Source organism: Thalassomonas sp. M1454 (assembly GCF_007097525.1).
Taxonomy (GTDB): domain Bacteria; phylum Pseudomonadota; class Gammaproteobacteria; order Enterobacterales; family Alteromonadaceae; genus Thalassotalea_A.
On record NZ_VKDD01000004.1, the window covers coordinates 380,206 to 405,020 of the forward strand.

The following is a 24,815-nucleotide window of genomic DNA, read 5'->3' on the forward strand; positions in this document are numbered from 1 at the left end:
ATTATTAATGTCACAAGCAAGTTTATCTCTTAAGTCTCTAAATAGTTTTGCTATAAATGCAAAAGCACAAGAGATCGTAACCCTCACCGATTTAGCTCAACTTGAACAGTTTACTAAAACGCTACCTAAGCAGTTTTATATCTTGGGAGGTGGAAGTAACTCATTATTTATTAATGATTATCAAGGGACAATCATTTGCCCAGACTTTAAAGGAATTAAGCTAACAGAGACTAGTGATTCATACTTACTCGACGTTGCCAGCGGTGAAGATTGGCATGAACTAGTGCAGTATTGTTTAAACAATAATATTGCTGGCTTGGAAAATTTAGCGCTAATACCTGGTAATTGTGGTGCAGCACCGATTCAAAATATTGGAGCCTACGGTATTGAATTTGCAGATGTATGTGACTATGTGAAGTGGTTTGATTTTACTACAGGTAAAGTGCAAGTATTATCCAAGCAAGATTGTCAGTTTGCCTACCGTAATAGTATTTTTAAAGGCGCATTAAAAAATAAAGGCCTAGTGATAGCAATAGGCATAAAGTTAAATAAAAAGTGGCAGCCATTATTAAATTACGCTGGTCTTAATGAATTAGGTAATACGCCAACACCAAAGCAAGTATTTGAGCAAGTTGTTGCTATACGTCAAGCTAAATTACCCGATCCTAAGCAATTGCCTAATGCCGGCAGCTTTTTCAAAAATCCTGTAGTAAATGCAGCGCTATTTGAAAATATTAAACAGCAATACCCACAACTGATTTCTTATCCATTGGCTAATGGCGATATAAAGCTAGCTGCTGGCTGGTTAATTCAAGAATGTGGTTTAAAAGGCAAAACCATAGGTGGTGCAGCAGTACATAAATTACAAGCATTAGTCTTGGTTAATGTAGATAATGCATCTGGCGAAGATGTAATTGCACTAGCTAAATTTGTGCAACGCAGTGTATTTAAAAAATTCGGTGTTAATTTAGAACCTGAAGTTCGCCTCATAGCAAACTGTGGTGAAGTATTATTGGAAAATCTCTAGTCATGGCTAAAGTAGTAAGAGAAGAGTTAATTAAAAGGCTTGCCGATGGCAAGTTTATTTCAGGTCAAGTGCTAGCGGCTGAAACAGGTGTTAGTCGCACCGCTATATCTAAACATATTAAAGTACTCACTGAAATGGGCTTAGATATATTTTCAGTACAAGGTAAGGGTTATAAACTAGCTAATCCCATTCAGCTGTTAGAGCAAAGTGTCATTAGTCAATTATTGCGCGAGCATGGCGCTAAAAACATTGTTGAAGTACATAACTTAATTGATTCAACCAACTCATATTTAATGAGGCGCCTACCTAATAATGTAACCCATGGACAGGTATGTATTGCTGAATACCAATCTTCTGGTCGTGGCCGTAGAGGCAAGCAGTGGATTTCTCCTTTTGGCTCGCATTTATACCTATCAATGTATTGGCACTTAGAGCAAGGCTTAAGTGCTGCGATGGGAATATCAATTGTTATAGGATTAGCTGTTAGTGATGTTTTAAAGTCAGAATACGATTTAGACGTACAATTAAAATGGCCAAATGATATTTATATTCAAGGTAAAAAATTAGCTGGCATATTAGTTGAACTTGAAGGGCAAAGTGTTGGTCCTGGCAACTGTGTTGTTGGTTTAGGGCTGAATTTAAATATGCCACAGCTAAGCGCGAGCCTAATAGATCAGCCTTGGATAGATTTACAACAAGCAGTTAATGCACCTATTGATAGAAACATTCTAGCCGCTAATCTTATTGCTACTATCAGTAAGCGCCTAGAGCAACATCATAAGTTTGGATTATCACCTATGCTCGCTGACTGGCAGCGACAAGATTTCTTTATCAACAAAGCCGTTAGGTTGGTTACAGGTGAGAATGAAACTAGAGGTATTTGCCGAGGTATTAATGCTAGTGGAGCGTTATTACTGGAAGTTGATGGTAAGCAAAAACCTATTTATGGTGGTGAAGTGAGCTTAAGGAGTGCCTAGTGAATATTCTTATTGATATAGGTAATACAAGGGCTAAATACGTTATAGAAAATGATCAACGATTATCTGCAATAACAAATACTGCCTGCATTAATATTCTCCAAGAATTAGAAACTTTAACTGAAATTAACTCGATAATTATTGTGGCTGTTGCAAACCAGAGCGTTGTTGATGAAATTGCAGTTTGGGCGAAAAGTCAAAGCATCAAATTTCAACAGCTAAATACACAAGCCAACACTTTTGGCATTATAAACGGTTACCAAGACTATCAGCAGATGGGGGCCGATCGTTGGATTGCCGTACTTGGTGCACAGGCTCTTTATCCGAATCACAACTTATTAATAGTAGATTCCGGCACGGCTACTACTTTTGATGTACTTGCTGCTAGTGGCAATCATCTCGGAGGTTGGATAGTGCCGGGAGTTGAGTTAATGATAAATTCGTTATTTGATAACACCGATAAAGTAAAAGGCGTTATCAATAAAGTTGAATCAATAGAGTTTGGCTTAAATACAAATGACAATGTTAATTATGGTTGCTGGGCAGCAAGTAATGCATTGGTTGATTATGCAGTACTACAAGCGAAACAAAGCGGTGTTGTGATCGATAGAGTTATATTTACCGGCGGTAATGGTTGCGAATTAAAAAAGCACTGTAACTACAAGAGTAAATTGGAAGAGCAGTTAATATTTATTGGCATGCAAAGATTTATAAAATAATTTTGATATTTGTCTAAAAATCATTCGTTAGGTTGATTTGTTTATATTTTTCTTACAAAAGCGAGTAAAAAAACAGCAAACAGAAAAAAAATTTAATTTTTTTAAAATTATCTATTGCATGGTGCAAAACATTCATCTAGAATTCGCTCCACTTAATGTAGTGCCGTCTTAGCTCAGTTGGTAGAGCAACTGACTTGTAATCAGTAGGTCGCCAGTTCGACTCCGGCAGACGGCACCATTAATACTACTTCAGTAGTGCAAAAGAATATGGAGGGGTTCCCGAGTGGCCAAAGGGATCAGATTGTAAATCTGACGGCTCAGCCTTCGGTGGTTCGAATCCACCTCCCTCCACCATTTCTTCTTGCGAGATAATCTTATAGATTTGCGGACGTCGTATAGTGGTAATACCTTAGCCTTCCAAGCTAAAGCTGCGGGTTCGATTCCCGCCGTCCGCTCCATTATCTTTAGAATTAAAAGCGCTGATATAGCTCAGTTGGTAGAGCGCACCCTTGGTAAGGGTGAGGTCGGCAGTTCGAATCTGCCTATTAGCACCATCTATTTCCTGTTCCATCATCTCCTCTATAGTTAAAAAATTTAAAACATATTTCATCATACTTACTCTATTTATTCGTTCCTTTTTTGTACAATTTCAATTATCCATCTATCATTAACTTTACTTTGAAAAACTCTTTTAATTTTTAAGGCAAAGACTAATGGCTAAAGAAAAATTTGAACGTTCGAAACCACATGTAAACGTTGGTACAATCGGACACGTTGACCACGGTAAAACAACTTTAACAGCTGCAATCTCAGCAGTTTTAACTAAAGTTCACGGTGGTGAAGTTCGTGATTTCGCACAAATCGATAACGCTCCAGAAGAGCGTGAGCGTGGTATTACAATCAATACTTCTCACATCGAATACGATACAGAAACTCGTCACTACGCACACGTAGATTGTCCTGGTCACGCCGATTACGTTAAAAACATGATCACAGGTGCTGCACAAATGGACGGCGCTATCTTAGTAGTTGCTGCTACAGATGGTCCTATGCCACAAACACGTGAGCACATCTTACTTTCTCGTCAAGTTGGTGTTCCTTTCATCATCGTATTCATGAACAAATGTGACATGGTAGACGACGAAGAATTACTAGAATTAGTAGAAATGGAAGTTCGTGAACTTCTTTCNACGCACACGTAGATTGTCCTGGTCACGCCGATTACGTTAAAAACATGATCACTGGTGCTGCACAAATGGACGGCGCAATCTTAGTAGTTGCTGCTACAGATGGTCCTATGCCACAAACACGTGAGCACATCCTACTTTCTCGTCAAGTTGGTGTTCCTTTCATCATCGTATTCATGAACAAATGTGACATGGTAGACGACGAAGAATTACTAGAATTAGTAGAAATGGAAGTTCGTGAACTTCTTTCAGAATACGACTTCCCAGGTGATGACTTACCAGTAATTCAAGGTTCTGCTTTAGGCGNAATCTTAGTAGTTGCTGCTACAGATGGTCCTATGCCACAAACACGTGAGCACATCTTACTTTCTCGTCAAGTTGGTGTTCCTTTCATCATCGTATTCATGAACAAATGTGACATGGTAGACGACGAAGAATTACTAGAATTAGTAGAAATGGAAGTTCGTGAACTTCTTTCTGAATACGATTTCCCAGGTGATGACTTACCAGTGATCCAAGGTTCTGCTTTAGGCGCACTTCAAGGTGAAGCTAAGTGGGAAGAGAAAGTTGTTGAGTTAGCTGACGCACTTGATTCTTACATTCCAGAGCCAGAGCGTGCAATCGACGGTGACTTCATTCTTCCAATCGAAGATGTTTTCTCAATCCAAGGTCGTGGTACTGTTGTAACTGGTCGTGTTGAGCGTGGTATCNACAAACACGTGAGCACATCTTACTTTCTCGTCAAGTTGGTGTTCCTTTCATCATCGTATTCATGAACAAATGTGACATGGTAGACGACGAAGAATTACTAGAATTAGTAGAAATGGAAGTTCGTGAACTTCTTTCAGAATACGACTTCCCAGGTGATGACTTACCAGTAATCCAAGGTTCTGCTTTAGGCGCACTTCAAGGTGAAGCTAAGTGGGAAGAGAAAGTTGTTGAACTAGCTGACGCACTTGATTCTTACATTCCAGAGCCAGAGCGTGCAATCGACGGTGACTTCATCCTTCCAATCGAAGATGTTTTCTCAATCCAAGGTCGTGGTACGGTTGTAACTGGTCGTGTTGAGCGTGGTATCGTACGTGTAGGTGACGAAGTTGCTATCGTAGGTATCAAAGACACAACTACTACTACTTGTACTGGTGTTGAAATGTTCCGTAAGCTTCTTGACGAAGGTCGTGCTGGTGAGAACTGTGGTGTTTTATTACGTGGTACTAAGCGTGAAGACGTACAACGTGGTCAAGTATTATGTAAGCCTGGTTCAGTTAACCCACACACTAAATTCGAATCAGAAGTATACGTGTTAAGTAAAGATGAAGGTGGTCGTCATACGCCATTCTTCAAAGGTTACCGTCCACAGTTCTACTTCCGTACAACAGATATCACAGGTGCTGTAGAGCTTCCTGAAGGTGTAGAAATGGTAATGCCTGGCGACAACCTTAAGTTTGTTGTTGAACTAATCAACCCAATCGCGATGGAAGAAGGTTTACGCTTCGCTATTCGTGAAGGTGGCCGTACAGTTGGTGCTGGTGTTGTATCTAAAATCATCGACTAATCGATGTTTTTAAACAATACAAAAAAAGGTCGCTTCGCGGCCTTTTTTATTGTCTGAAATATAGTAAGCACGCTGTCAATTTAGGAGGTCCCGTCCAAAAGCATGACGGGATGACGCAGTGTAAGTTAACAAACTCTGTGGATATTCAATGATATCTCGAAAAATTCACCGTCACCGCTCCTACACATCCATGTGTCCACGGCATTAGTGCATCCATGCACGTCATTATAAAAATTCAGTCGAACCATGGTGGTTCTAGTACTTAAATACCGAAAAACATCTAATTTACAATTCTGATGAAATCAGTAATATTGATATAAAAGTTTAAGGCAGATATCAAAATTAAATATTTAATACTACTAATCTTAATTACTAATAGTGCTCCCATATTTGCAGCACAAGAATTACTCTATCTTGCCCATGCCGAAACAATAGATATCAAAGAGGTAGCCCCTGAAACAGGTAAGTTATCTGATTATCATAAGGTTGAACTTGCTGGTCTTTCGACGTTCACTTTCTCTCGGGATAAAAAATATCTTTATGCACAAGCTCTAATTGATGGTGATCGCAAACAACCATCAATTGCTACGTATCTGGTAACTGATGATGGTAAATTGAACTTTTTATATAATGCACCTATTAACGCAAAAGCTACTGAGTTAAAAACTGATCTAAATGATCAATATATAGTAGGAGCTAGTTATCGCCATGGGGTTGTTTCTATTTGGAAGCTTGAAAAAGGTATATTTAAAGGTGAGCTAGCAAAAGAAATAACACTTGAAAAAAAAATCCCATGCAGTGCGTTTTAGCCCAGATAATAAGACCTTGTTTGTGCCAGCAACTGGACCTAACAAAATATTTCAACTCGCTTTTGATACGAATAGTGGCAACGTGACTAAGTTAGAGTCTGCATTAGGGCCAACTCAGGGGGCAGCGCAACCGAGACACTTAATATTTCATCCAACATTAAATGTTGCTTATTCTACTCAAGAACGAATTAAACCGGGTGTTGCAGTTTGGCAATGGCTTCCAAATAAAGGCGGATTAGTTTTAAAGCAAACTCTTACTAGTAGTAATGATGTTACTGGCAGGATCACAACTGCTGATTTGCATTTATCTCCAGACAAAAGGTTTCTTTATATTTCAAGTAGGGATAAACAAAAACAGTTGGACCAAATCATTGCTTATAAAGTTAATGTTATCGATGGCAGTTTAACGCTAGTTAAAGAATTTCCAGTAGAGCATTTTCCTCGTTCATTTAGCCTTAATAAAACAGGCGATTACCTTTACGTAGCAGGTCAGCGAGATAATAAACTTGGCGTTTATAAAATTGATCAATCAACGGGTAATTTAACAAAAGTTGTGCAATACAAAACCGGAACAAATCCTATATGGGTTGAAACGTTAATGATTAATTAACACTGCAACGCTTTGACCAATAACTTACTTTGATATATGAATTATTGGTCAAATAGTTAAAAAATTTTAATTCATGAATTATCTACATGCTTCTATTACATTAGAGGCTATTAGTTACCAAGTAACTCTTGTTTTAAGCTTTCTTGTGCAGGCTTATCGCCTAACCAAATTGAAAATAAAGCTTGTTTAAATTCAAAGCCTTTTATTATTTCAGTTTTTGTATTGTTGATATAAATAGTAGTACCAATATCTTGTTGGTAACTCAAAGTATAAACATTGCCGTAACTAGCCTCATCTCCAAAAGTTGTTAAGAATAACTGGATATCTTTTTCCAAATTTGGATATTGATCGCCAAGTGACGAAACAAAACCATCCTTAATAGCGCCTCGCATTGAATCACCATCAACATCTCTAAGCATAATTAAACGTATTGTCATTTGCTTATTACTGTTGATTATCTCTAAACCATTATTTGATGGCTGCTCTAAATACAAAGCAGCGGAATAAACATCAAAGAAAAACTTATCGCGGATCCCTTGTCCATTCAAAACAAGCACATTGTTATTTATTTTAATAGAATTTTCTTGTTCTAAGGCTGAAGCTGTCTGAAGGATAAAGCTTGCAACAACAATGCAAACAAGACTTATTTTTGTAAGAATTTTAGACATATAATTTACTCGCATTAAAAATAGCCATAATAAAACAAGAAATATTCTAATTATGTAAAGTTAGGTTAGTTTTATGTACTGTGATTTTTTAACAATAAAAATTGGATAAACTTTATTATCTTTAGCCATATTTAGTTAATTATCGCTTGAGTAATCCATATTAAAACGTATAATAACGCCTCACTTCTGATGTTAATCTTAATTTTTCCAAACAAAATCTAAGAATCACATGATAAGTGTAACTATACTAAGGTGAGTTTATAGCTTAGTAATTGAAGTTTAGGGGTGTAGTTCCAATTGGTAGAACGGCGGTCTCCAAAACCGACGGTTGGGAGTTCGAGTCTCTCCACCCCTGCCATATTTTCTAAACCGCGTTATTAAACGGGGTTGTTTTGTCTGAGTGACGGGAACAGGTTGTAGTTATGAATGCAAGTACAGAAAACCCAGAAAGTGGTTCTCTAGATTCTTTAAAGTGGTTATTAGTTTTTCTACTTTTAGGTGGTGCCGTTTTCGGTAATTATTATTTTGGTGAGCTTTCAGTTTTAGCTCGTGCTGGTGCTGTAGTAGCTGCAGTTGTTGTAGCAGGTTTAATTGCTGCACAAACAACTAAAGGTCGTGATGGTTTAGCTTTTGCTAAAGAAGCTCGTATCGAAGTACGCAAGGTAGTATGGCCAACTAGACAAGAAGCTGTACAAACTACAGGTATCGTTCTTGTAGCTACTGTATTTATGGCATTAGTTCTTTGGGGATTGGATTCTCTTTTATATCAAATCGTTAGCTTTACTACATCATTGCAGGTTTAATTATGACTGAAGAAACTAAATTAAGATGGTATGTTGTACAGGCGTTTTCAGGTTATGAAGCACGTGTACAAAAAACATTGTTAGAACACATTGAAATCCAAGGCTTAGAAGACAAGTTTGGTCAGATCTTAGTACCTACTGAAGAAGTTGTAGAAATGCGCGCTGGTCAAAAGCGTAAAAGTGCACGTAAATTCTTCCCAGGTTATGTTTTAATTCAAATGGTTGCTGATGACTTAGAAGCATGGCATTTAGTTAAAAGTGTTCCTCGTGTATTAGGTTTTATTGGCGGAACTACTGATCGTCCTGCACCTATTACCCAGAAAGAAGCTGATAGAATTTTACAACGTCTTGAAGATTCAACTGATAAGCCAAGACCTAAAACATTATTTGAGCCAGGCGAAGTTGTTCGTGTTATCGACGGTCCATTTGCTGACTTTAATGGTGTTGTTGAAGAGCTTGACTATGAAAAGAGCAGAATCAAAGTTTCTGTATCTATCTTTGGTCGTTCTACACCAGTTGAACTTGAATTTATTCAAGTTGAGAAAGGTTAATACTTTTCCTATTTTTTAAGAGCCAGGCAATGCCTGGCTTTTTTGTATCTGCGTCAATAAATGGGTCCAGCAATAGTTGCTATAAAGCCTATATCTATTTACTATGTTAAAACTCTTATTTGTTCAACTTATGCTGATTTAATTTGCATCAACTAACCTCAAAAATATTTCCTGTTAAAAAACTAAAAGCAAACTATAAAGCTATTGTTGTATCAATAATTCTTTTAGTTCTTTGGCTTGTATTCTTTTTTGCACAAGCAGAGCCATTAAAATCTATTAGCGAGTTTGGTGGTTTTTTATTTTTAGGTATCGCGGGAGCTATTGCGGCAAACTCTACGGGGGCAGGAGGCGGGGTTGTCTTTGTGCCTTCCTTTCAAGCCTTAAGCATGGATGTTGAGCATATAATAGCAACCAGTTTTGCTATCCAATGTTTTGGTATGACTATGGGCAGTATTTCTTGGCTCAATTTTTTTCGTGGCCATGACCAGCAAAAAATTGAAAAAGTTAGCCTGTTTTATCGAACACTAGGCGTTAGCATTCCTTTTTCAATTCTTGGTTTGTTTTTAGTGCAATATGCTAACTGGCAAGCCATGTCGTCAATCAATAACATGTTTAGCCTATTTTCATTGGTGTTTGGTGTGATTGTGTTATTGCATTGTGTTTATGTGCGCAGCAGATCGAGCCATAGGGGTGTTATTGAATTAACCAAGTTAGAAATTTTGCTTATCGCGGCAACAAGTTTTATTGGCGGTATCATAACAGCGTGGATTTCGGTTGGTGTTGGTGAAATATTAGCAGTAATATTATTACTAAGAGGCTTTTCTGTAATGTTTTCTGTAGCTGCCGGAGTTATGGTTTCAGCCTGTACCGTATTAGCTGGTGTACCATTTTTTATATATAACCAACTTATTTCGTATGATGTATTGATGTATGCAGCTCCTGGTGCATTAATTGGTGGTTTTATCGCCCGTTATATTGCCCAAGCATTAGGAGCAAAAAAATTAAAATTATTTTTGGGCTTATGGATATTACTCGTTGGTTTAATTGGCATATTTTGATTTCAATACATTAACTAATAAAGCCTTTAGCTAACTTTGCTTAGCGCTTGAAAAATCTTACCTACAAGCAATTGCGTTTATTTTAAACAAATCGCAGTTATCTACTTGCACATTTACTGAACATTAATATATAATCCGCTACCGATTTTGTTTGGAGACCAAATAAAATCGTTTTTTGTTAACGGGGAGCTGTTTTTAATAATGGCGTTTGCACCCATATATAAGGTATTAAAACATGGCTAAGAAAGTCACAGCTTTAATCAAGCTACAGGTTGCTGCTGGTGCAGCTAACCCGTCACCACCAGTGGGTCCTGCACTAGGTCAACACGGTGTGAACATCATGGAATTCTGTAAAGCGTTTAACGCAAAAACAGATTCTTTAGAAAAAGGCGCTCCAGTACCAGTAGTAATTACTGTATACAACGATCGCTCGTTTACTTTTGACACGAAAACTCCACCTGCATCTTACTTACTTAAGAAAGCTGCTGGTATCAAGAGTGGTTCTGGTCGTCCTAACACTGAAAAAGTTGGTACAGTTACAACTGCACAACTTGAAGAAATCGTTAAGATGAAAGAACCTGATTTAACTGCTGGCTCATTAGAAGCTGCAGTGCGTACCATTGCGGGTTCTGCTCGTTCAATGGGTTTAGTGGTAGAGGACTAATCAATGGCTAAATTATCAAAACGCGCTCGCATTATCCGTGAGAAAGTAGACGTATTAAAAGAATACGAAATCAATGAAGCTTTAGCTTTATTGAAAGAATTAGCAACTGCTAAATTCAAAGAAAGTGTTGATGTTGCTATTAAATTAGGCATCGATGCACGTAAATCTGACCAAAACGTACGTGGTGCATCTGTACTACCTCACGGTACTGGTCGTGACGTTCGTGTTGCTGTGTTTACACAAGGCGCAAACGTTGAGAAAGCTAAAGAAGCCGGTGCTGATATTATCGGCATGGAAGATTTAGCTGAACAAGTTAAAGCTGGTAACATGGATTTTGACGTAGTTATTGCTACTCCAGATGCAATGCGTGTTGTAGGCCAATTAGGTCAAGTATTAGGTCCTCGTGGTTTAATGCCTAACCCTAAAGTTGGTACTGTAACTCCTGACGTTGCTACTGCTGTTAAAAACGCAAAAGCTGGTCAAGTACGTTACCGCAACGATAAGAATGGTATTATCCATACTACTATCGGTAAAGTTGACTTTGAAAACGCTCACCTAGAACAGAACTTAGTTTCTTTACTAGAAGCTCTTAAGAAAGCTAAGCCTTCGCAAGCGAAGGGTACTTACATTAAGAAAATCAGTATTTCAACAACTATGGGTGCCGGTGTTGCCGTTGCTCAAGGTTCGTTATCTGAAGCTTAATAAGCGTTTACAAGAGGTCGAAGTTAGTCTATAATTTCGCCTCTAAAAATTTGGTAGGTGCTGAGTGGCATGATTCATGCTTCCGCAAGGATTTAACTCAGCTCCCGTCCAAGACCGTAGGTATAATTAGAACCTTAAGTACTTTATGAGTATGGCGATAATTATTTAATTTCCTACGTAGATGGTGTTACCCAGATATTTCCTTAAATTTCTGGCTCTCGCCGTAAATGGCCTAAAACAAATGATTGTTTTAGGAGTTTTAACAACCGGTTAAACCGGTTAACCAGGAGTTAAGCCAATGGCTATCAATCTTGATGATAAAAAAGCAATTGTTGCTGAAGTTCAAGAAGCTGCTAGTGGCGCTCAATCAGCTGTAATCGCGGATGCCCGTGGTGTTACAGTTGGTGCAATTACTACTTTGCGTAAAGAAGCTCGTGAAAACGGCGTATGGATGAAAGTTGTTCGTAATACGTTAGCACGTCGCGCATTAGAAGGTACTCCATTTGAGTGTGTTTCTAGCACTTTAGTTGGTCCTTCATTAATTGCATTTTCAAACGAGCACCCAGGTGCTGCAGCGCGTTTATTCGCAGACTTCGCTAAAACTAACGAAGACTTCGAACTTAAAGCTGCTGCATACGAAGGTGAAGCTGTTGATGTTCAGGTTCTTGCGAAATTACCTACATACGACGAAGCTATTGCACGTTTAATGAGCGTTATGAAAGAAGCATCTGCAGGCAAACTTGCCCGCACTATTGCTGCAATTCGCGATCAGAAAGAACAAGAAGCAGCTTAATTTTAGCTGTTAACTTGTATTTATATAGTTATACCAAGCAGGCCTACTTTAAAGGTACTGTTTAATTAAATAGGAAAGATGAACATGTCTATCTCTCAAGAAGATATTTTAAACGCAGTTGCAGAAATGTCTGTAATGGATGTTGTTGCTTTAGTTGAAGCAATGGAAGAAAAATTTGGCGTATCAGCTGCTGCAGCTGTTGCTGTTGCTGGCGGTGACGCTGGTGGTGCTGCTGCTGAACAAACTGAATTTGATGTTGTAATGACTTCATTCGGTGAGAAGAAAGTAGCTGTAATCAAAGCTGTTCGTGGCGCTACAGGTTTAGGCCTTAAAGAAGCTAAAGAATTAGTTGAAGCTGCTCCAAAAGCAATCAAAGAAGGCGTTGAGAAAGCTGAAGCTGAAGCTCTTAAAGCTGACCTTGAAGCTGCAGGCGCAACTATTGAGCTTAAATAATCTGATTTTTACAGATTATCTGCCTAATTAGGCAATGGCTGGTGGCTTAATCGTCACCGGCCTTTTTGCGCTAAATACCGACGATATTTTTTTCGAGGTAAATATTGGTTTTTTTTTAGACCAAAACAGTGCATATTAGATATCAACATAACATTAACATTTATTAATTAAGTGTCTGATATTTAGTTTTATTCCTGTCTGCAAAGACAGATTCGGCCATAACCAGCAAGATGAGGAACCCATGGTTTACTCTTATTCTGAGAAGAAACGAATTAGAAAGGATTTTGGTAAGAGCAAGAAAGTAATGGACTATCCATTCCTTCTATCTATCCAACTTGAATCTTTCCGTAAGTTTATTGATATCGACTCGACGGGCGCAGTTGGCCTTGAAGCCGCTTTCCGTAGTGTATTTCCAATAAAAAGTTATTCTGGTAATTCAGAATTACAATATGTTAGCTACCGTTTAGGTGAGCCATTATTTGACGTTAAAGAATGTCAAATCCGTGGTGTAACATACTCTGCCGCATTACGCGTGAAACTACGAATGGTAGTTTACGATAAAGAAGCTGCAGCCGGTACAGTTAAAGATATTAAAGAACAAGAAGTCTACATGGGCGAAATCCCAATCATGACAGACAACGGTACTTTTGTAATCAATGGTACTGAGCGTGTTATTGTTTCACAATTACACCGTTCTCCAGGTGTTTTCTTTGATCACGATAAAGGTAAAACTCACTCATCAGGTAAAGTATTATATAACGCACGCGTTATTCCTTACCGTGGTTCTTGGTTAGACTTTGAATTCGATCCAAAAGATAACTTATTTGTTCGTATAGATAGACGCCGTAAATTACCTGCGTCAATTATCTTACGTGCATTAGAATATTCTACAGAAGAAATCTTAGAAATATTCTTTGAAACTACCCGTTTTGATATTAAAAAGAACAAGCTAGTTATGGAGCTTGTGCCAGAACGTTTACGCGGTGAAACTGCAACGTTTGATATCAAACTAGGTAAAGACGTTCTTGTAGAACAAGGTCGTCGTATTACTGCTCGTCATATTCGTACTCTTGCAAAAGAAGGTGTAACGACATTAGACGTACCAGCAGAATACATCGTAGGTCGTTCATTAGCGAAAGCTTATGTAAATAAATCGACTGGCGAAGTAATTGCTGAAGCAAATACCGAATTAACATTAGAGTTGCTTGCTGAACTTTCAGAAGCTGGCTTTAAGTCATTCGAAACACTATACATGAATGAATTCGATTGTGGTTCATACATGTCAGACACCTTACGTGTTGATAGCACAACTAACCGCTTAGAAGCATTAGTTGAAATCTATCGTATGATGCGTCCAGGTGAGCCACCAACAAAAGATGCAGCTGAAGGCTTATTTGAGAACTTATTCTTCTCAGACGAGCGTTACGACTTATCAACTGTTGGTCGCATGAAATTTAACCGTCGTGTAGGTCGCAGCGAAAGTACTGGTTCTGGCATCTTATCGAAAGATGACATTATCGAAGTAATGAAGACGTTGATCGCTATCCGTGACGGTAAAGGCGAAGTTGATGATATCGATCACTTAGGTAACCGTCGTATTCGTTCAGTTGGCGAAATGGCTGAAAACCAATTCCGTGTTGGTTTAGTTCGTGTAGAGCGTGCTGTACGTGAACGTTTATCATTAGGAGATCTTGACGCAGTAATGCCACAAGATTTAATCAATGCTAAGCCTATTTCAGCAGCTGTTAAAGAATTCTTTGGTTCTTCACAGTTGTCGCAATTCATGGATCAAAACAACCCGTTATCAGAAGTAACGCATAAACGTCGTATTTCTGCTTTAGGTCCGGGTGGTTTAACACGTGAACGTGCAGGTTTCGAAGTACGTGACGTACATCCGACTCACTATGGTCGTGTATGTCCAATCGAAACTCCGGAAGGTCCAAACATCGGTTTGATCAACTCGTTATCTTGTTACGCTCGTACTAACGACTACGGTTTCTTAGAAACTCCGTACCGTAAAGTAATTGACGGTGTAGTAACTGACGAAATTGACTACCTTTCAGCTATCGAAGAAGGTAACTTCGTAATCGCTCAGGCGAACGCAGCTGTTGACGCTAATAAAGCGCTTACTGAAGGTCTTGTAAACTGTCGTCATAAGAATGAATTTACTCTTATGTCATCAGAACAAGTTCAGTATATGGATGTTTCACCACAACAGATTATCTCTGTTGCGGCATCACTTATCCCGTTCCTAGAACACGATGATGCTAACCGTGCCTTAATGGGTGCGAACATGCAACGTCAAGCCGTACCTACATTAAAAGCTGATAAGCCTTTAGTTGGTACTGGTATGGAACGTGTTATTGCAGTTGACTCAGGTGTAACAGCAGTAGCTAAACGTGGTGGTGTAGTTGATTATGTAGATGCAAGTCGTATCGTTGTTCGTGTTAACGAAAACGAAATGCACGCTGGTGAAGCCGGTATCGATATCTATAACTTAACTAAATACACTCGTTCAAACCAGAATACTTGTATTAACCAACGTCCAACTTGTAATGTTGGCGAACCAGTGCAACGTGGTGACGTGTTAGCCGATGGTCCATCTACCGATTTAGGTGATTTGGCTCTTGGTCAAAACATGCGTATCGCATTCATGCCTTGGAATGGTTATAACTTCGAGGATTCAATGTTGATTTCTGAGCGTGTAACGAAAGAAGATCGTTTCACAACTATTCATATTCAGGAATTATCATGTATCGCTCGTGACACTAAATTAGGTTCAGAAGAAATTACTTCTGATATTCCTAACGTTGGTGAATCTGCATTATCTAAATTAGATGAATCAGGTGTTGTATACATTGGTGCTGAAGTTAATGGTGGTGACATCTTAGTGGGTAAAGTTACTCCTAAAGGTGAAACACAATTAACTCCAGAAGAAAAACTTTTACGTGCCATCTTCGGTGAAAAAGCAGCTGACGTTAAAGACAGCTCGTTACGTGTACCAAACTCTGTTTCAGGTACTATCATCGATGTTCAAGTCTTCACTCGTGACGGCGTTGAAAAAGATGCTCGTGCCGTTGAAATCGAAGAAATGCAATTGAAAGAAGTTAAGAAAGATCTTGGCGATGAATTCAGCATTTTAGAAGACGGTATTTATGCACGTGCTAAGCGCTTATTATTAACTGCAGGCTTAAATGACTCAGACCTTAACGGTATGTCTCGTGACCAGTGGTTAACACAAAGCTTAGCAGATGAAGGCCAACAAACTGAACTTGAGCAAATTGCTGAGCAATACGAAGCAATTCGTGCCGACTTCGATAAGAAATATGAAGTTAAGCGTCGTAAGATCACTCAAGGTGATGACTTACAACCTGGCGTGCTTAAGATTGTTAAAGTTTACTTAGCTGTTAAACGTCGCCTACAACCAGGTGATAAAATGGCTGGTCGTCATGGTAACAAAGGTGTTATCTCTAACGTTGTTCCTGTGGAAGATATGCCACATGACAAGAACGGTGAGCCGGTAGATATCGTGCTTAACCCGTTAGGTGTACCATCACGTATGAACATCGGTCAGGTTCTTGAAACTCACTTAGGTATGGCTTGTCGCGGTATCGGTGAGAAGATTGACCGTATGATCAAAGAGCAACAAGAATTAGCGAAACTTCGCGAATTCATTCAAGATGTATACAACGTTGGTGAAACACGCCAAGAAGTTGACATCGCGTCGTTCTCTGATGACGAAGTTAGACGCTTAGCGAATAACTTACGTGCCGGTTTACCGATTGCAACACCAGCATTTGATGGTGCAGCAGAGAAAGAAATTAAGCAGTTATTCCGCCTAGCAGATATGCCAGAAAGCGGTCAGTTCACTTTATTCGATGGCCGTACTGGTCGCGAATTTGAGCGTCCTGTAACTGTAGGTTACATGTACATGCTGAAACTGAATCACTTAGTTGATGACAAGATGCATGCACGTTCAACTGGTTCTTACTCATTAGTAACGCAACAACCACTTGGCGGTAAAGCGCAATTTGGTGGTCAGCGTTTCGGTGAGATGGAAGTATGGGCACTTGAAGCATACGGTGCTGCATATACCCTACAAGAAATGCTTACGGTTAAATCAGATGACGTTAACGGTCGTACTAAAATGTACAAGAACCTTGTTGATGGTGATCACCGTATGGAACCAGGCATGCCTGAATCGTTCAACGTATTGTTGAAAGAAATCCGTTCGTTAGGTATCAATATCGAACTGGATCAGGAATAACCTGCAGAGCTGAACTAATTTATTAGACAGTATACGGGGAGGGCGTAAAGCTCTCCCTAGATGTTAACTCCGACAGGAGACAGAGTGTGAAAGATTTACTTAAGTTTCTTAAGCAACAAAATCAAACAGAAGAATTCGATGGTATTCGAATTGGCCTAGCATCACCAGACATGATCCGTTCATGGTCTTTCGGTGAAGTTAAAAAGCCAGAAACGATTAACTACCGTACGTTCAAGCCAGAGCGTGACGGTCTTTTTTGTGCCCGTATTTTCGGACCAGTAAAAGATTACGAATGTTTATGTGGTAAGTACAAACGCCTTAAACATCGTGGTGTTATTTGTGAAAAATGTGGTGTTGAAGTAACGCTAACTAAAGTTCGTCGTGACCGTATGGGCCACATCGAATTAGCTAGCCCAGTTGCTCACATCTGGTTCTTAAAATCATTGCCATCTCGTATCGGTTTATTACTAGATATGACATTGCGTGATATTGAACGCGTTTTATATTTCGAATCTTATGTAGTTACCGAGCCAGGTATGACTACATTAGAGCGTAGCCAAATTTTAACCGAAGAAGAGTACCTAGATTCTCTTGAAGAACACGGTGATGAATTTGATGCGAAAATGGGTGCTGAAGCAGTTTTAGCCCTATTAAAAGAATTAGATCTTGAAGGCGAAATCGCGCAAATGCGTGAAGAACTACCTGAAATCGGTAGTGAAACAAAGCGTAAGAAGATCACTAAGCGTCTTAAATTAATGGAAGCATTCGCTCAATCTGGTAACAAGCCAGAATGGATGATAATGTCGGTTCTTCCGATCCTTCCACCAGATCTACGTCCACTAGTTCCACTAGATGGCGGACGTTTTGCAACGTCTGATCTGAACGATTTATACCGTCGTGTTATCAACCGTAACAACCGTTTAAAACGTCTACTAGACTTAGTAGCACCAGACATTATCGTGCGTAACGAAAAGCGTATGTTACAAGAGTCTGTTGATGCTCTATTAGATAACGGTCGTCGTGGTCGTGCAATTACTGGTTCTAACAAACGTCCTCTTAAATCTCTTGCTGATATGATCAAGGGTAAGCAAGGTCGTTTCCGTCAGAACTTACTTGGTAAGCGTGTAGATTACTCTGGTCGTTCTGTAATCACAGTAGGTCCAACTCTACGTTTACACCAATGTGGTCTTCCTAAGAAGATGGCATTAGAATTATTCAAACCTTTCATCTACGGTAAATTAGAAGCTCGTGGTTTAGCGACTACAATCAAAGCGGCTAAGAAACTAGTTGAACGTGAAGGAGGTGAAGTTTGGGATGTACTTGATGAAGTAATCCGTGAACATCCGGTTATGCTTAACCGTGCACCAACTCTTCATAGACTTGGTATCCAAGCGTTTGAACCTGTTCTTATTGAAGGTAAAGCAATCCATTTACACCCTCTAGTTTGTGCGGCATACAACGCCGATTTCGATGGTGACCAAATGGCGGTACACGTACCATTAACAATCGAAGCTCAAATGGAAGCTCGTACGTTAATGATGTCTACTAACAACGTTTTATCTCCTGCAAACGGCGACCCAATCATCGTTCCTTCACAGGATGTTGTATTAGGTCTTTACTACTTAACACGTGATTGTGTTAACGGTAAAGGTGAAGCTATGGTATTCAAATCTGTTAAAGAAGCAGAGAAAGCATACCGTACTGGCGCTGCAGAATTACACGCACGTGTAAAAATTCGTATTAATCAAGTTGTTAACGGTGAAGATGTTACATCTCTTATCGATACAACTGTTGGTCGTGCACTTTTATGGATGGTTTGTCCTAAAGGTTTACCTTATGAGTTGATTAACCAACCATTAGGTAAGAAGCAAATCTCTACTCTTATTAACCACGCGTATCGTAACCTTGGTTTAAAAGAGACAGTAATGTTTGCCGATCACATTATGTACACTGGTTTCCACTACGCGATGATCGCGGGTGCATCAGTTGGTATCGACGATATGGTAATTCCAGATGCGAAATACACTATCATCGACGCTGCTGAAGAAGAAGTTAGAGAGATCCAAGAGCAATTTGAATCTGGTCTTGTAACTGCTGGTGAGAAATACAACAAAGTTATCGATATCTGGTCATCTGCTAACGAAAAAGTTTCGAAAGCTATGATGGACAACTTATCGAAAGAGTCTATTGAAAACCGCGATGGCGAGATGGAAGAGCAAGACTCATTCAACTCTATATTCATGATGGCTGACTCTGGTGCTCGTGGTAGTGCCGCTCAGATCCGTCAGTTAGCCGGTATGCGTGGTCTAATGGCTAAGCCAGATGGTTCAATCATCGAAACGCCAATCACAGCGAACTTCCGTGAAGGTCTGAACGTATTACAATACTTCATCTCTACTCACGGTGCTCGTAAAGGTTTGGCCGATACGGCACTTAAAACAGCTAACTCGGGTTACTTAACTCGTCGTTTAGTTGATGTTGCACAAGATTTAGTTGTAACTGAAGTAGATTGTGGCACCGAAGAAGGTCTATTAATGACTCCGCTTATTGAAGGCGGTGACGTTGTAGAACCATTACGTGAACGTGTACTAGGTCGTGTAGTTTGTAAAGACGTACTTATCCCTGGCACAGAAGACGTATTATTCGCTCGTAACACATTACTTGACGAAACTAAGTGTGACACGTTAGAAGAACACTCTGTAGACCAAGTTTGGGTTCGCTCAATCATCACTTGTGATACTGACTTTGGTATCTGTGCTCACTGTTACGGTCGTGACTTAGCACGTGGTCATATGATCAACCAAGGTGAAGCTATCGGTGTTGTGGCTGCTCAATCAATCGGTGAGCCAGGTACACAGTTAACGATGCGTACGTTCCATATCGGTGGTGCTGCATCTCGTGCATCTGCTGAAAACAGCGTACAAGTTAAAAACACTGGTACATTGAAGCTACAAAACGCTAAATTCGTTACTAACTCAGACAAGAAACTTGTAATTACTTCACGTTCATCAGAACTAACAGTAATTGATGAGTTAGGTCGTGAGAAAGAGCGCTATAAAGTTCCTTACGGTTCAATCTTAGCGAAAGCTGATGGTGAAGCAATTACAGCTGGTGAGACAATCGCTAACTGGGATCCGCATACGCATCCAATCATTACTGAGGTAGCTGGTAAGATCAAATTTGTTGACCTTATCGACTCAGTAACCATGACTCGTCAAACAGATGAGTTAACTGGTTTATCTAGTATCGTAATTATTGACCCTGCACAACGTGGTTCTGCTGGTAAAGAAATGCGTCCTATGGTGAAACTAGTTGATAAGAAAGGTAAAGACGTAATGATCGCTGGAACAGAGATTCCTGCACAATACTTCTTACCTGCAAACGCTATTGTTAACCTAGAAGATGGTGCTGAAGTTAATATCGGTGATGCGCTTGCACGTATCCCACAAGAGTCGTCAAAAACTCGTGATATTACCGGTGGTCTTCCTCGTGTTGCTGACTTATTTGAAGCTCGTAAACCAAAAGAGCCTGCTATCCTTGCAGAGAAAACTGGTATTATCGGTTTCGGTAAAGAAACAAAAGGTAAGCGTCGTTTACTAATCACTCAACCAAGTGGTGAAGTATACGAAGAGATGATCCCTAAATGGCGTCAACTTAACGTGTTCGAAGGTGAATCAGTTCTACAAGGTGAGGTTATCGCCGATGGTCCTGAGTCTCCACATGACATCTTACGTTTACGTGGTATCGATCATGTTGCTAATTACATTGTTAACGAAGTACAAGATGTATACCGTTTACAAGGTGTAAAAATCAATGATAAGCACATCGAAGTAATCGTTCGTCAAATGATCCGTAAGTGTGAAATCACTTCGACAGGTGACAGTGAATTCTTAGTTGGTGAACAAGTTGAAGTGGCACGCGTTAAAATTGCTAACCGTGAATTAGAAGCTGAAGGTAAAACTCCAGCAGGATTCCAAGTATTAATGCTTGGTATCACTAAGGCTTCACTTGCTACTGAATCATTTATTTCAGCGGCATCGTTCCAAGAAACAACTCGTGTATTAACTGAAGCTGCTGTAGCTGGTAAGAAAGATGACTTACGTGGTCTTAAAGAGAACGTAATTGTTGGTCGTCTTATCCCTGCAGGTACTGGTTATTCTTATCACCAAAATCGTGCGAAACAACGCAACGAAGAAGTGGTAGAAGAAGTAACTGTATCAGCTGAAGATGCAGAACAAGCACTAACGGATGCATTAAATGCAGACTTGTTAGGTGGTTTAACGTCAGGTGCTGACGAATAACTAAACCTTATTGCAGTAAAAGCTAATTAGCTTTTACTGCCTCTGGCTTAGTTTTTGTACAAAAAAGATCAAGGATCTTTTGTACTAAACCTTGACAGTTAGGTGCTTGACCTATAAAATTCCGCGACCCTATAACTGGGGTCGCGGTTTTTCACGTTTATGAGCGTGCGAAATTCACAGAAAAAAACTGTGATATAAGCACATATTTAACTAATCAGGAGCCCTTTAATGGCAACTATTAATCAACTAGTACGTAAACCACGTGTTAGACAAGTAGCTAAAAGTAACGTACCAGCGTTACAAGCTTGTCCACAACGTCGTGGCGTATGTACTCGTGTGTATACAACTACACCAAAGAAACCTAACTCAGCACTACGTAAAGTAGCTCGTGTTCGTTTAACTAACGGCTTCGAAGTTACATCATACATCGGTGGTGAAGGTCACAACTTACAAGAACACAGCGTAATTTTAATTCGTGGTGGTCGTGTTAAAGATTTACCAGGTGTGCGTTACCACACCGTTCGTGGTGCACTAGATTGTTCTGGTGTTAACGACAGAAGACAAGGCCGTTCTAAATACGGTGCTAAGCGCCCTAAATCTTAACGGACTCCGTCAAGTAAGGCCAAACAACCTATATTAACTTTTGTTTTGGGAAATTCCTGAAATTACAATCGGAGTACATAAAATGCCAAGAAGACGTGTCGTAGGACAAAGAAAAATCTTGCCAGATCCGAAGTTCAAAAACGAACTTTTAGCAAAATTCATCAACATCCTTATGGTTGATGGTAAAAAATCGACAGCAGAAAAAATCGTTTACGGTGCACTAGACATCTTAACTGAGAAAAACACTGACAAAGAACATTTAGAGCTTTTCGAAATCGCTCTAGATAACATCCGTCCACAAGTCGAGGTTAAATCTCGTCGTGTAGGTGGTTCAACTTATCAGGTTCCAGTTGAAGTTCGCCCAGTACGTCGTAATGCTCTAGCCATGCGTTGGTTAGTTGATGCTGCTCGTAAACGTGGTGAAAAATCAATGGCTCAGCGCCTAGCTAACGAAATGTTAGATGCGTCTGACAACAAAGGTTCAGCTGTTAAGAAACGTGAAGACGTTCACCGTATGGCTGAAGCGAACAAAGCTTTCGCACATTACCGCTGGTAATAACGACTGGATAGCCATGTTAATGGCTATCCTTTTCTGCAATCTAAGGTTGCTTTAAATAAGCAGACTTTAGAAAGAGGATTTTATATTGTCTCGTACAACTCCTATTGAGCGCTACCGTAACATCGGTATTTGTGCGCACGTAGATGCTGGTAAAACGACAACAACCGAACGTGTATTATTTTATACTGGTCTTTCTCATAAGATTGGTGAAGTACATGACGGTGCTGCAACCATGGACTGGATGGAACAAGAGCAAGAACGTGGTATCACTATCACATCCGCTGCTACCACTTGTTTCTGGAAAGGAATGCAAGGTCAATTTGATGACCACCGTATTAATATTATTGATACTCCAGGGCATGTTGATTTTACTATCGAAGTTGAACGTTCATTACGAGTTCTTGACGGTGCTGTATTAGTACTTTGTGCTTCATCTGGTGTTCAGCCTCAAACTGAAACCGTTTGGCGCCAAATGGAAAAATACGCAGTACCTCGTTTAGTATTCGTTAACAAAATGGACCGTACGGGTGCCAGTTTTCTCGATGTAATTCAGCAAATGAAGGATCGCCTTGGTGCGAATCCTGTACCAATGCAATTGCCTATTGGTGCTGAAGAAGAGTTTGCTGGTGTGGTTGATTTAATCAAGATGAAAGCGATTAATTGGACCGAAGCTGACCAAGGGATGACCTTCACATATGAAGATATTCCTGCGGATATGGTTGATTTAGCAGATGAGTGGCGTGAACACTTAGTTGAATCAGCAGCAGAAGCAACGGAAGAATTAATGGATAAGTACCTTGAAGAAGGTGAATTATCTGAAGCTGACATTAAGTTTGGATTACGTCAACGTACCCTTAATAATGAAATCATTCTTTGTACTTGTGGATCTGCCTTTAAAAATAAAGGTGTTCAGGCCGTACTAGATGGCGTAATTGAATACTTACCTTCGCCGACAGAAGTGAAAGCGATAACGGGTATCAATAACGACAAAGACGAAACTGAAGGGCAACGCGAAGCCGACGATAATGCACCATTTGCTGCATTAGCGTTTAAAATCGCTACCGACCCATTCGTAGGTACATTAACTTTTATCCGAGTATATTCGGGTGTGGTTAACTCTGGTGACACAGTGTACAACCCTATTAAGTCTAAAAAAGAACGTATTGGTCGTATTGTACAAATGCATGCCAACGATCGTGAAGAGATCAAACAAGTTCGCGCTGGAGACATCGCGGCACTTATTGGTCTGAAAGACGTAACAACGGGCGAAACATTATGTGACCCAGCTCATGTGATTACACTTGAGCGTATGGAGTTTCCTGAACCAGTTATCTCGGTTGCTGTAGAACCAAGAACCACAGCCGACCAAGACAAAATGGGCTTGGCATTAGGTAAATTGGCTGCAGAAGATCCATCATTTCGTGTTACAGCCGATGATGAAACGGGACAAACGATTATCTCTGGTATGGGTGAACTTCACTTAGATATCATTGTTGATCGAATGAAACGTGAATTTAAAGTCGATTGTAACGTAGGTACACCGCAAGTTTCTTACCGTGAAACTATCCGCAAGTCAGTGGATGTTGAAGGTAAGTTTATCAGAGACGCTGGTGGACGCGGCCAATATGGTCACGTTTGGCTTAAAATGGAACCAAACACTGAAGGTGCTGGGTTCGAATTTGAAAGCAAGGTTGCTGAAGACGCTGTACCACGTGAATATTGGGAAGCAATTGAAAAAGGTTGTGAAGAGCAGATGAACAACGGTGTATTAGCCGGGTTCCCAATGCTTGACATAAAAGTAACCTTATTTGATGGCTCTATCCATGAAACTGATTCAAACGAAATGGCGTTTAAAATTGCTGCTTCATTAGGTTTTAAAGATGGTGCGCTACAAGCTAGCCCAGCATTATTAGAGCCAATGATGAAAGTAGAAGTAACTACTCCTGAAGCCAATATGGGTGATGTAGTAGGTGACTTAAATAAACGTCGTGGCATCATAGAAGGAATGGAAGACGGTATGGCTGGATTGAAGTTAGTGAATGCACTTGTGCCGCTAGCGGAAATGTTTGGATACTCTACTGCACTACGCAGTGCTACCCAAGGTCGTGCATCTTACTCTATGGAGTTTCAACAATATAGTGAAGCACCGAAAAAGGTTGCAGAAGCAATAACCCAATTAAGAATGGGTTAAACAAATAACTTTTAGCTTGGTTAATAAACCGAGCAATTTATAACTTTAAGGTATTAGAAAAATGGCTAAAGAAAAATTTGAACGTTCGAAACCACATGTAAACGTTGGTACAATCGGTCACGTTGACCACGGTAAAACAACTTTAACAGCTGCTATCTCTGCTGTACTTACAAAAGTACACGGTGGTGAAGTTCGTGATTTCGCACAAATCGATAACGCTCCAGAAGAGCGTGAGCGTGGTATTACAATCAATACTTCTCACATCGAATACGATACAGAAACTCGTCACTACGCACACGTAGATTGTCCTGGTCACGC

At 39.8% G+C, this 24,815-nt stretch carries 19 protein-coding genes, 5 tRNA genes and 4 pseudogenes; 27 read left to right on the forward strand and 1 reads right to left on the reverse strand.

What is annotated here, in order from left to right; genetic code table 11:
* Positions 1-7: 7 nt before the first annotated feature.
* From murB to FNN08_RS11685, 13 genes and pseudogenes are all read left to right on the forward strand, one after another.
* Positions 8-1,027, forward strand: coding sequence for a UDP-N-acetylmuramate dehydrogenase (gene murB, locus FNN08_RS11630; RefSeq protein ID WP_143585933.1), 1,020 nt, complete (start codon positions 8-10; stop codon positions 1,025-1,027).
* A gap of 2 nt (positions 1,028-1,029) precedes the next feature.
* Positions 1,030-2,004 (forward strand): bifunctional biotin--[acetyl-CoA-carboxylase] ligase/biotin operon repressor BirA, encoded by a 975-nt coding sequence (birA, locus tag FNN08_RS11635; protein WP_143585935.1) that lies wholly within the window; start codon positions 1,030-1,032, stop codon positions 2,002-2,004.
* Positions 2,004-2,723 (forward strand): type III pantothenate kinase, encoded by a 720-nt coding sequence (locus FNN08_RS11640; RefSeq protein ID WP_143585937.1) that lies wholly within the window; start codon positions 2,004-2,006, stop codon positions 2,721-2,723. Before birA ends, FNN08_RS11640 begins: the two co-directional genes overlap by 1 nt.
* A 162-nt stretch (positions 2,724-2,885) precedes the next feature.
* Positions 2,886-2,961: transfer RNA gene (locus tag FNN08_RS11645), tRNA-Thr, on the forward strand.
* A 31-nt stretch (positions 2,962-2,992) separates the two neighbouring features.
* Positions 2,993-3,077: transfer RNA gene (locus tag FNN08_RS11650), tRNA-Tyr, on the forward strand.
* 30 nt (positions 3,078-3,107) lie between these two features.
* Positions 3,108-3,181, forward strand: a tRNA-Gly gene (locus tag FNN08_RS11655).
* A gap of 20 nt (positions 3,182-3,201) precedes the next feature.
* Positions 3,202-3,277: transfer RNA gene (locus FNN08_RS11660), tRNA-Thr, on the forward strand.
* Between the two features lie 159 nt (positions 3,278-3,436).
* Positions 3,437-3,919 (forward strand): annotated as a pseudogene (locus FNN08_RS11665) (GTP-binding protein); the annotation flags it as partial.
* A pseudogene (locus FNN08_RS16640) lies at positions 3,916-4,194 on the forward strand (GTP-binding protein); the annotation flags it as partial. The pseudogenes FNN08_RS11665 and FNN08_RS16640, both read left to right, overlap by 4 nt.
* A gap of 18 nt (positions 4,195-4,212) precedes the next feature.
* A pseudogene (locus FNN08_RS16645) lies at positions 4,213-4,626 on the forward strand (GTP-binding protein); the annotation flags it as partial.
* Positions 4,623-5,465, forward strand: a pseudogene (locus FNN08_RS11675) (elongation factor Tu); the annotation flags it as partial. The pseudogenes FNN08_RS16645 and FNN08_RS11675, both read left to right, overlap by 4 nt.
* Before the next feature lie 431 nt (positions 5,466-5,896).
* Positions 5,897-6,274 (forward strand): beta-propeller fold lactonase family protein, encoded by a 378-nt coding sequence (locus FNN08_RS11680; protein ID WP_260679337.1) that lies wholly within the window; start codon positions 5,897-5,899, stop codon positions 6,272-6,274.
* Positions 6,243-6,884 carry a lactonase family protein gene (locus tag FNN08_RS11685; RefSeq protein WP_143585941.1) on the forward strand — a complete coding sequence of 214 codons (642 nt, stop codon included), beginning with the start codon at positions 6,243-6,245 and terminating at the stop codon, positions 6,882-6,884. The genes FNN08_RS11680 and FNN08_RS11685 overlap by 32 nt, the downstream gene beginning before the upstream one ends.
* A gap of 110 nt (positions 6,885-6,994) precedes the next feature.
* On the opposite strand, the gene FNN08_RS11690 is transcribed toward FNN08_RS11685, so the two are convergent.
* Positions 6,995-7,552 carry a chalcone isomerase family protein gene (locus FNN08_RS11690; protein WP_185962643.1) on the reverse strand — a complete coding sequence of 186 codons (558 nt, stop codon included), beginning with the start codon at positions 7,550-7,552 and terminating at the stop codon, positions 6,995-6,997.
* A 281-nt stretch (positions 7,553-7,833) separates the two neighbouring features.
* Here FNN08_RS11690 and FNN08_RS11695 point away from each other — a divergent pair.
* From FNN08_RS11695 to FNN08_RS11760, 14 genes are all read left to right on the forward strand, one after another.
* Positions 7,834-7,910 (forward strand) — tRNA-Trp (locus FNN08_RS11695).
* A 64-nt stretch (positions 7,911-7,974) separates the two neighbouring features.
* Positions 7,975-8,355 (forward strand): preprotein translocase subunit SecE, encoded by a 381-nt coding sequence (secE, locus tag FNN08_RS11700; protein ID WP_143585945.1) that lies wholly within the window; start codon positions 7,975-7,977, stop codon positions 8,353-8,355.
* Positions 8,356-8,357: 2 nt separating this feature from the next.
* Positions 8,358-8,906, forward strand: a complete 549-nt coding sequence (gene nusG, locus FNN08_RS11705; RefSeq protein WP_143585947.1) for a transcription termination/antitermination protein NusG — start codon at positions 8,358-8,360, stop codon at positions 8,904-8,906.
* Positions 8,907-9,049: 143 nt separating this feature from the next.
* Complete coding sequence (locus FNN08_RS11710) at positions 9,050-9,964, forward strand: sulfite exporter TauE/SafE family protein (protein WP_143585949.1); 915 nt, start codon at positions 9,050-9,052, stop codon at positions 9,962-9,964.
* A 235-nt stretch (positions 9,965-10,199) separates the two neighbouring features.
* A complete protein-coding gene (gene rplK, locus FNN08_RS11715) occupies positions 10,200-10,628 on the forward strand; it encodes a 50S ribosomal protein L11 (protein WP_143585951.1) in 429 nt (142 codons plus the stop codon).
* A gap of 3 nt (positions 10,629-10,631) precedes the next feature.
* Positions 10,632-11,330 (forward strand): 50S ribosomal protein L1, encoded by a 699-nt coding sequence (rplA, locus tag FNN08_RS11720; protein WP_143585953.1) that lies wholly within the window; start codon positions 10,632-10,634, stop codon positions 11,328-11,330.
* A 298-nt stretch (positions 11,331-11,628) separates the two neighbouring features.
* The gene (gene rplJ, locus FNN08_RS11725; RefSeq protein ID WP_143585955.1) at positions 11,629-12,123 is read left to right on the forward strand and encodes a 50S ribosomal protein L10; all 495 of its coding nucleotides are present in this window, start codon (positions 11,629-11,631) and stop codon (positions 12,121-12,123) included.
* Between the two features lie 84 nt (positions 12,124-12,207).
* On the forward strand, positions 12,208-12,576 hold the full coding sequence (rplL, locus tag FNN08_RS11730; RefSeq protein ID WP_143585957.1) for a 50S ribosomal protein L7/L12: 369 nt from the start codon (positions 12,208-12,210) through the stop codon (positions 12,574-12,576).
* Positions 12,577-12,817: 241 nt separating this feature from the next.
* The gene (gene rpoB, locus FNN08_RS11735) at positions 12,818-16,843 is read left to right on the forward strand and encodes a DNA-directed RNA polymerase subunit beta (protein WP_143585959.1); all 4,026 of its coding nucleotides are present in this window, start codon (positions 12,818-12,820) and stop codon (positions 16,841-16,843) included.
* 86 nt (positions 16,844-16,929) lie between these two features.
* Positions 16,930-21,144: a DNA-directed RNA polymerase subunit beta' gene (gene rpoC / locus FNN08_RS11740; RefSeq protein WP_143585961.1), complete on the forward strand. Its 4,215-nt coding sequence runs from the start codon at positions 16,930-16,932 to the stop codon at positions 21,142-21,144.
* A 228-nt stretch (positions 21,145-21,372) separates the two neighbouring features.
* Positions 21,373-21,747 carry a 30S ribosomal protein S12 gene (gene rpsL, locus FNN08_RS11745; protein WP_044836295.1) on the forward strand — a complete coding sequence of 125 codons (375 nt, stop codon included), beginning with the start codon at positions 21,373-21,375 and terminating at the stop codon, positions 21,745-21,747.
* Between the two features lie 82 nt (positions 21,748-21,829).
* Positions 21,830-22,303 carry a 30S ribosomal protein S7 gene (gene rpsG / locus FNN08_RS11750; RefSeq protein WP_143585963.1) on the forward strand — a complete coding sequence of 158 codons (474 nt, stop codon included), beginning with the start codon at positions 21,830-21,832 and terminating at the stop codon, positions 22,301-22,303.
* Positions 22,304-22,391: 88 nt separating this feature from the next.
* Positions 22,392-24,497 (forward strand): elongation factor G, encoded by a 2,106-nt coding sequence (gene fusA, locus FNN08_RS11755; RefSeq protein WP_143585965.1) that lies wholly within the window; start codon positions 22,392-22,394, stop codon positions 24,495-24,497.
* Positions 24,498-24,558: 61 nt separating this feature from the next.
* Positions 24,559-24,815, forward strand: a 257-nt coding sequence (locus tag FNN08_RS11760) for a GTP-binding protein (protein WP_260679335.1), incomplete at its 3' end; no start/stop codon positions are given.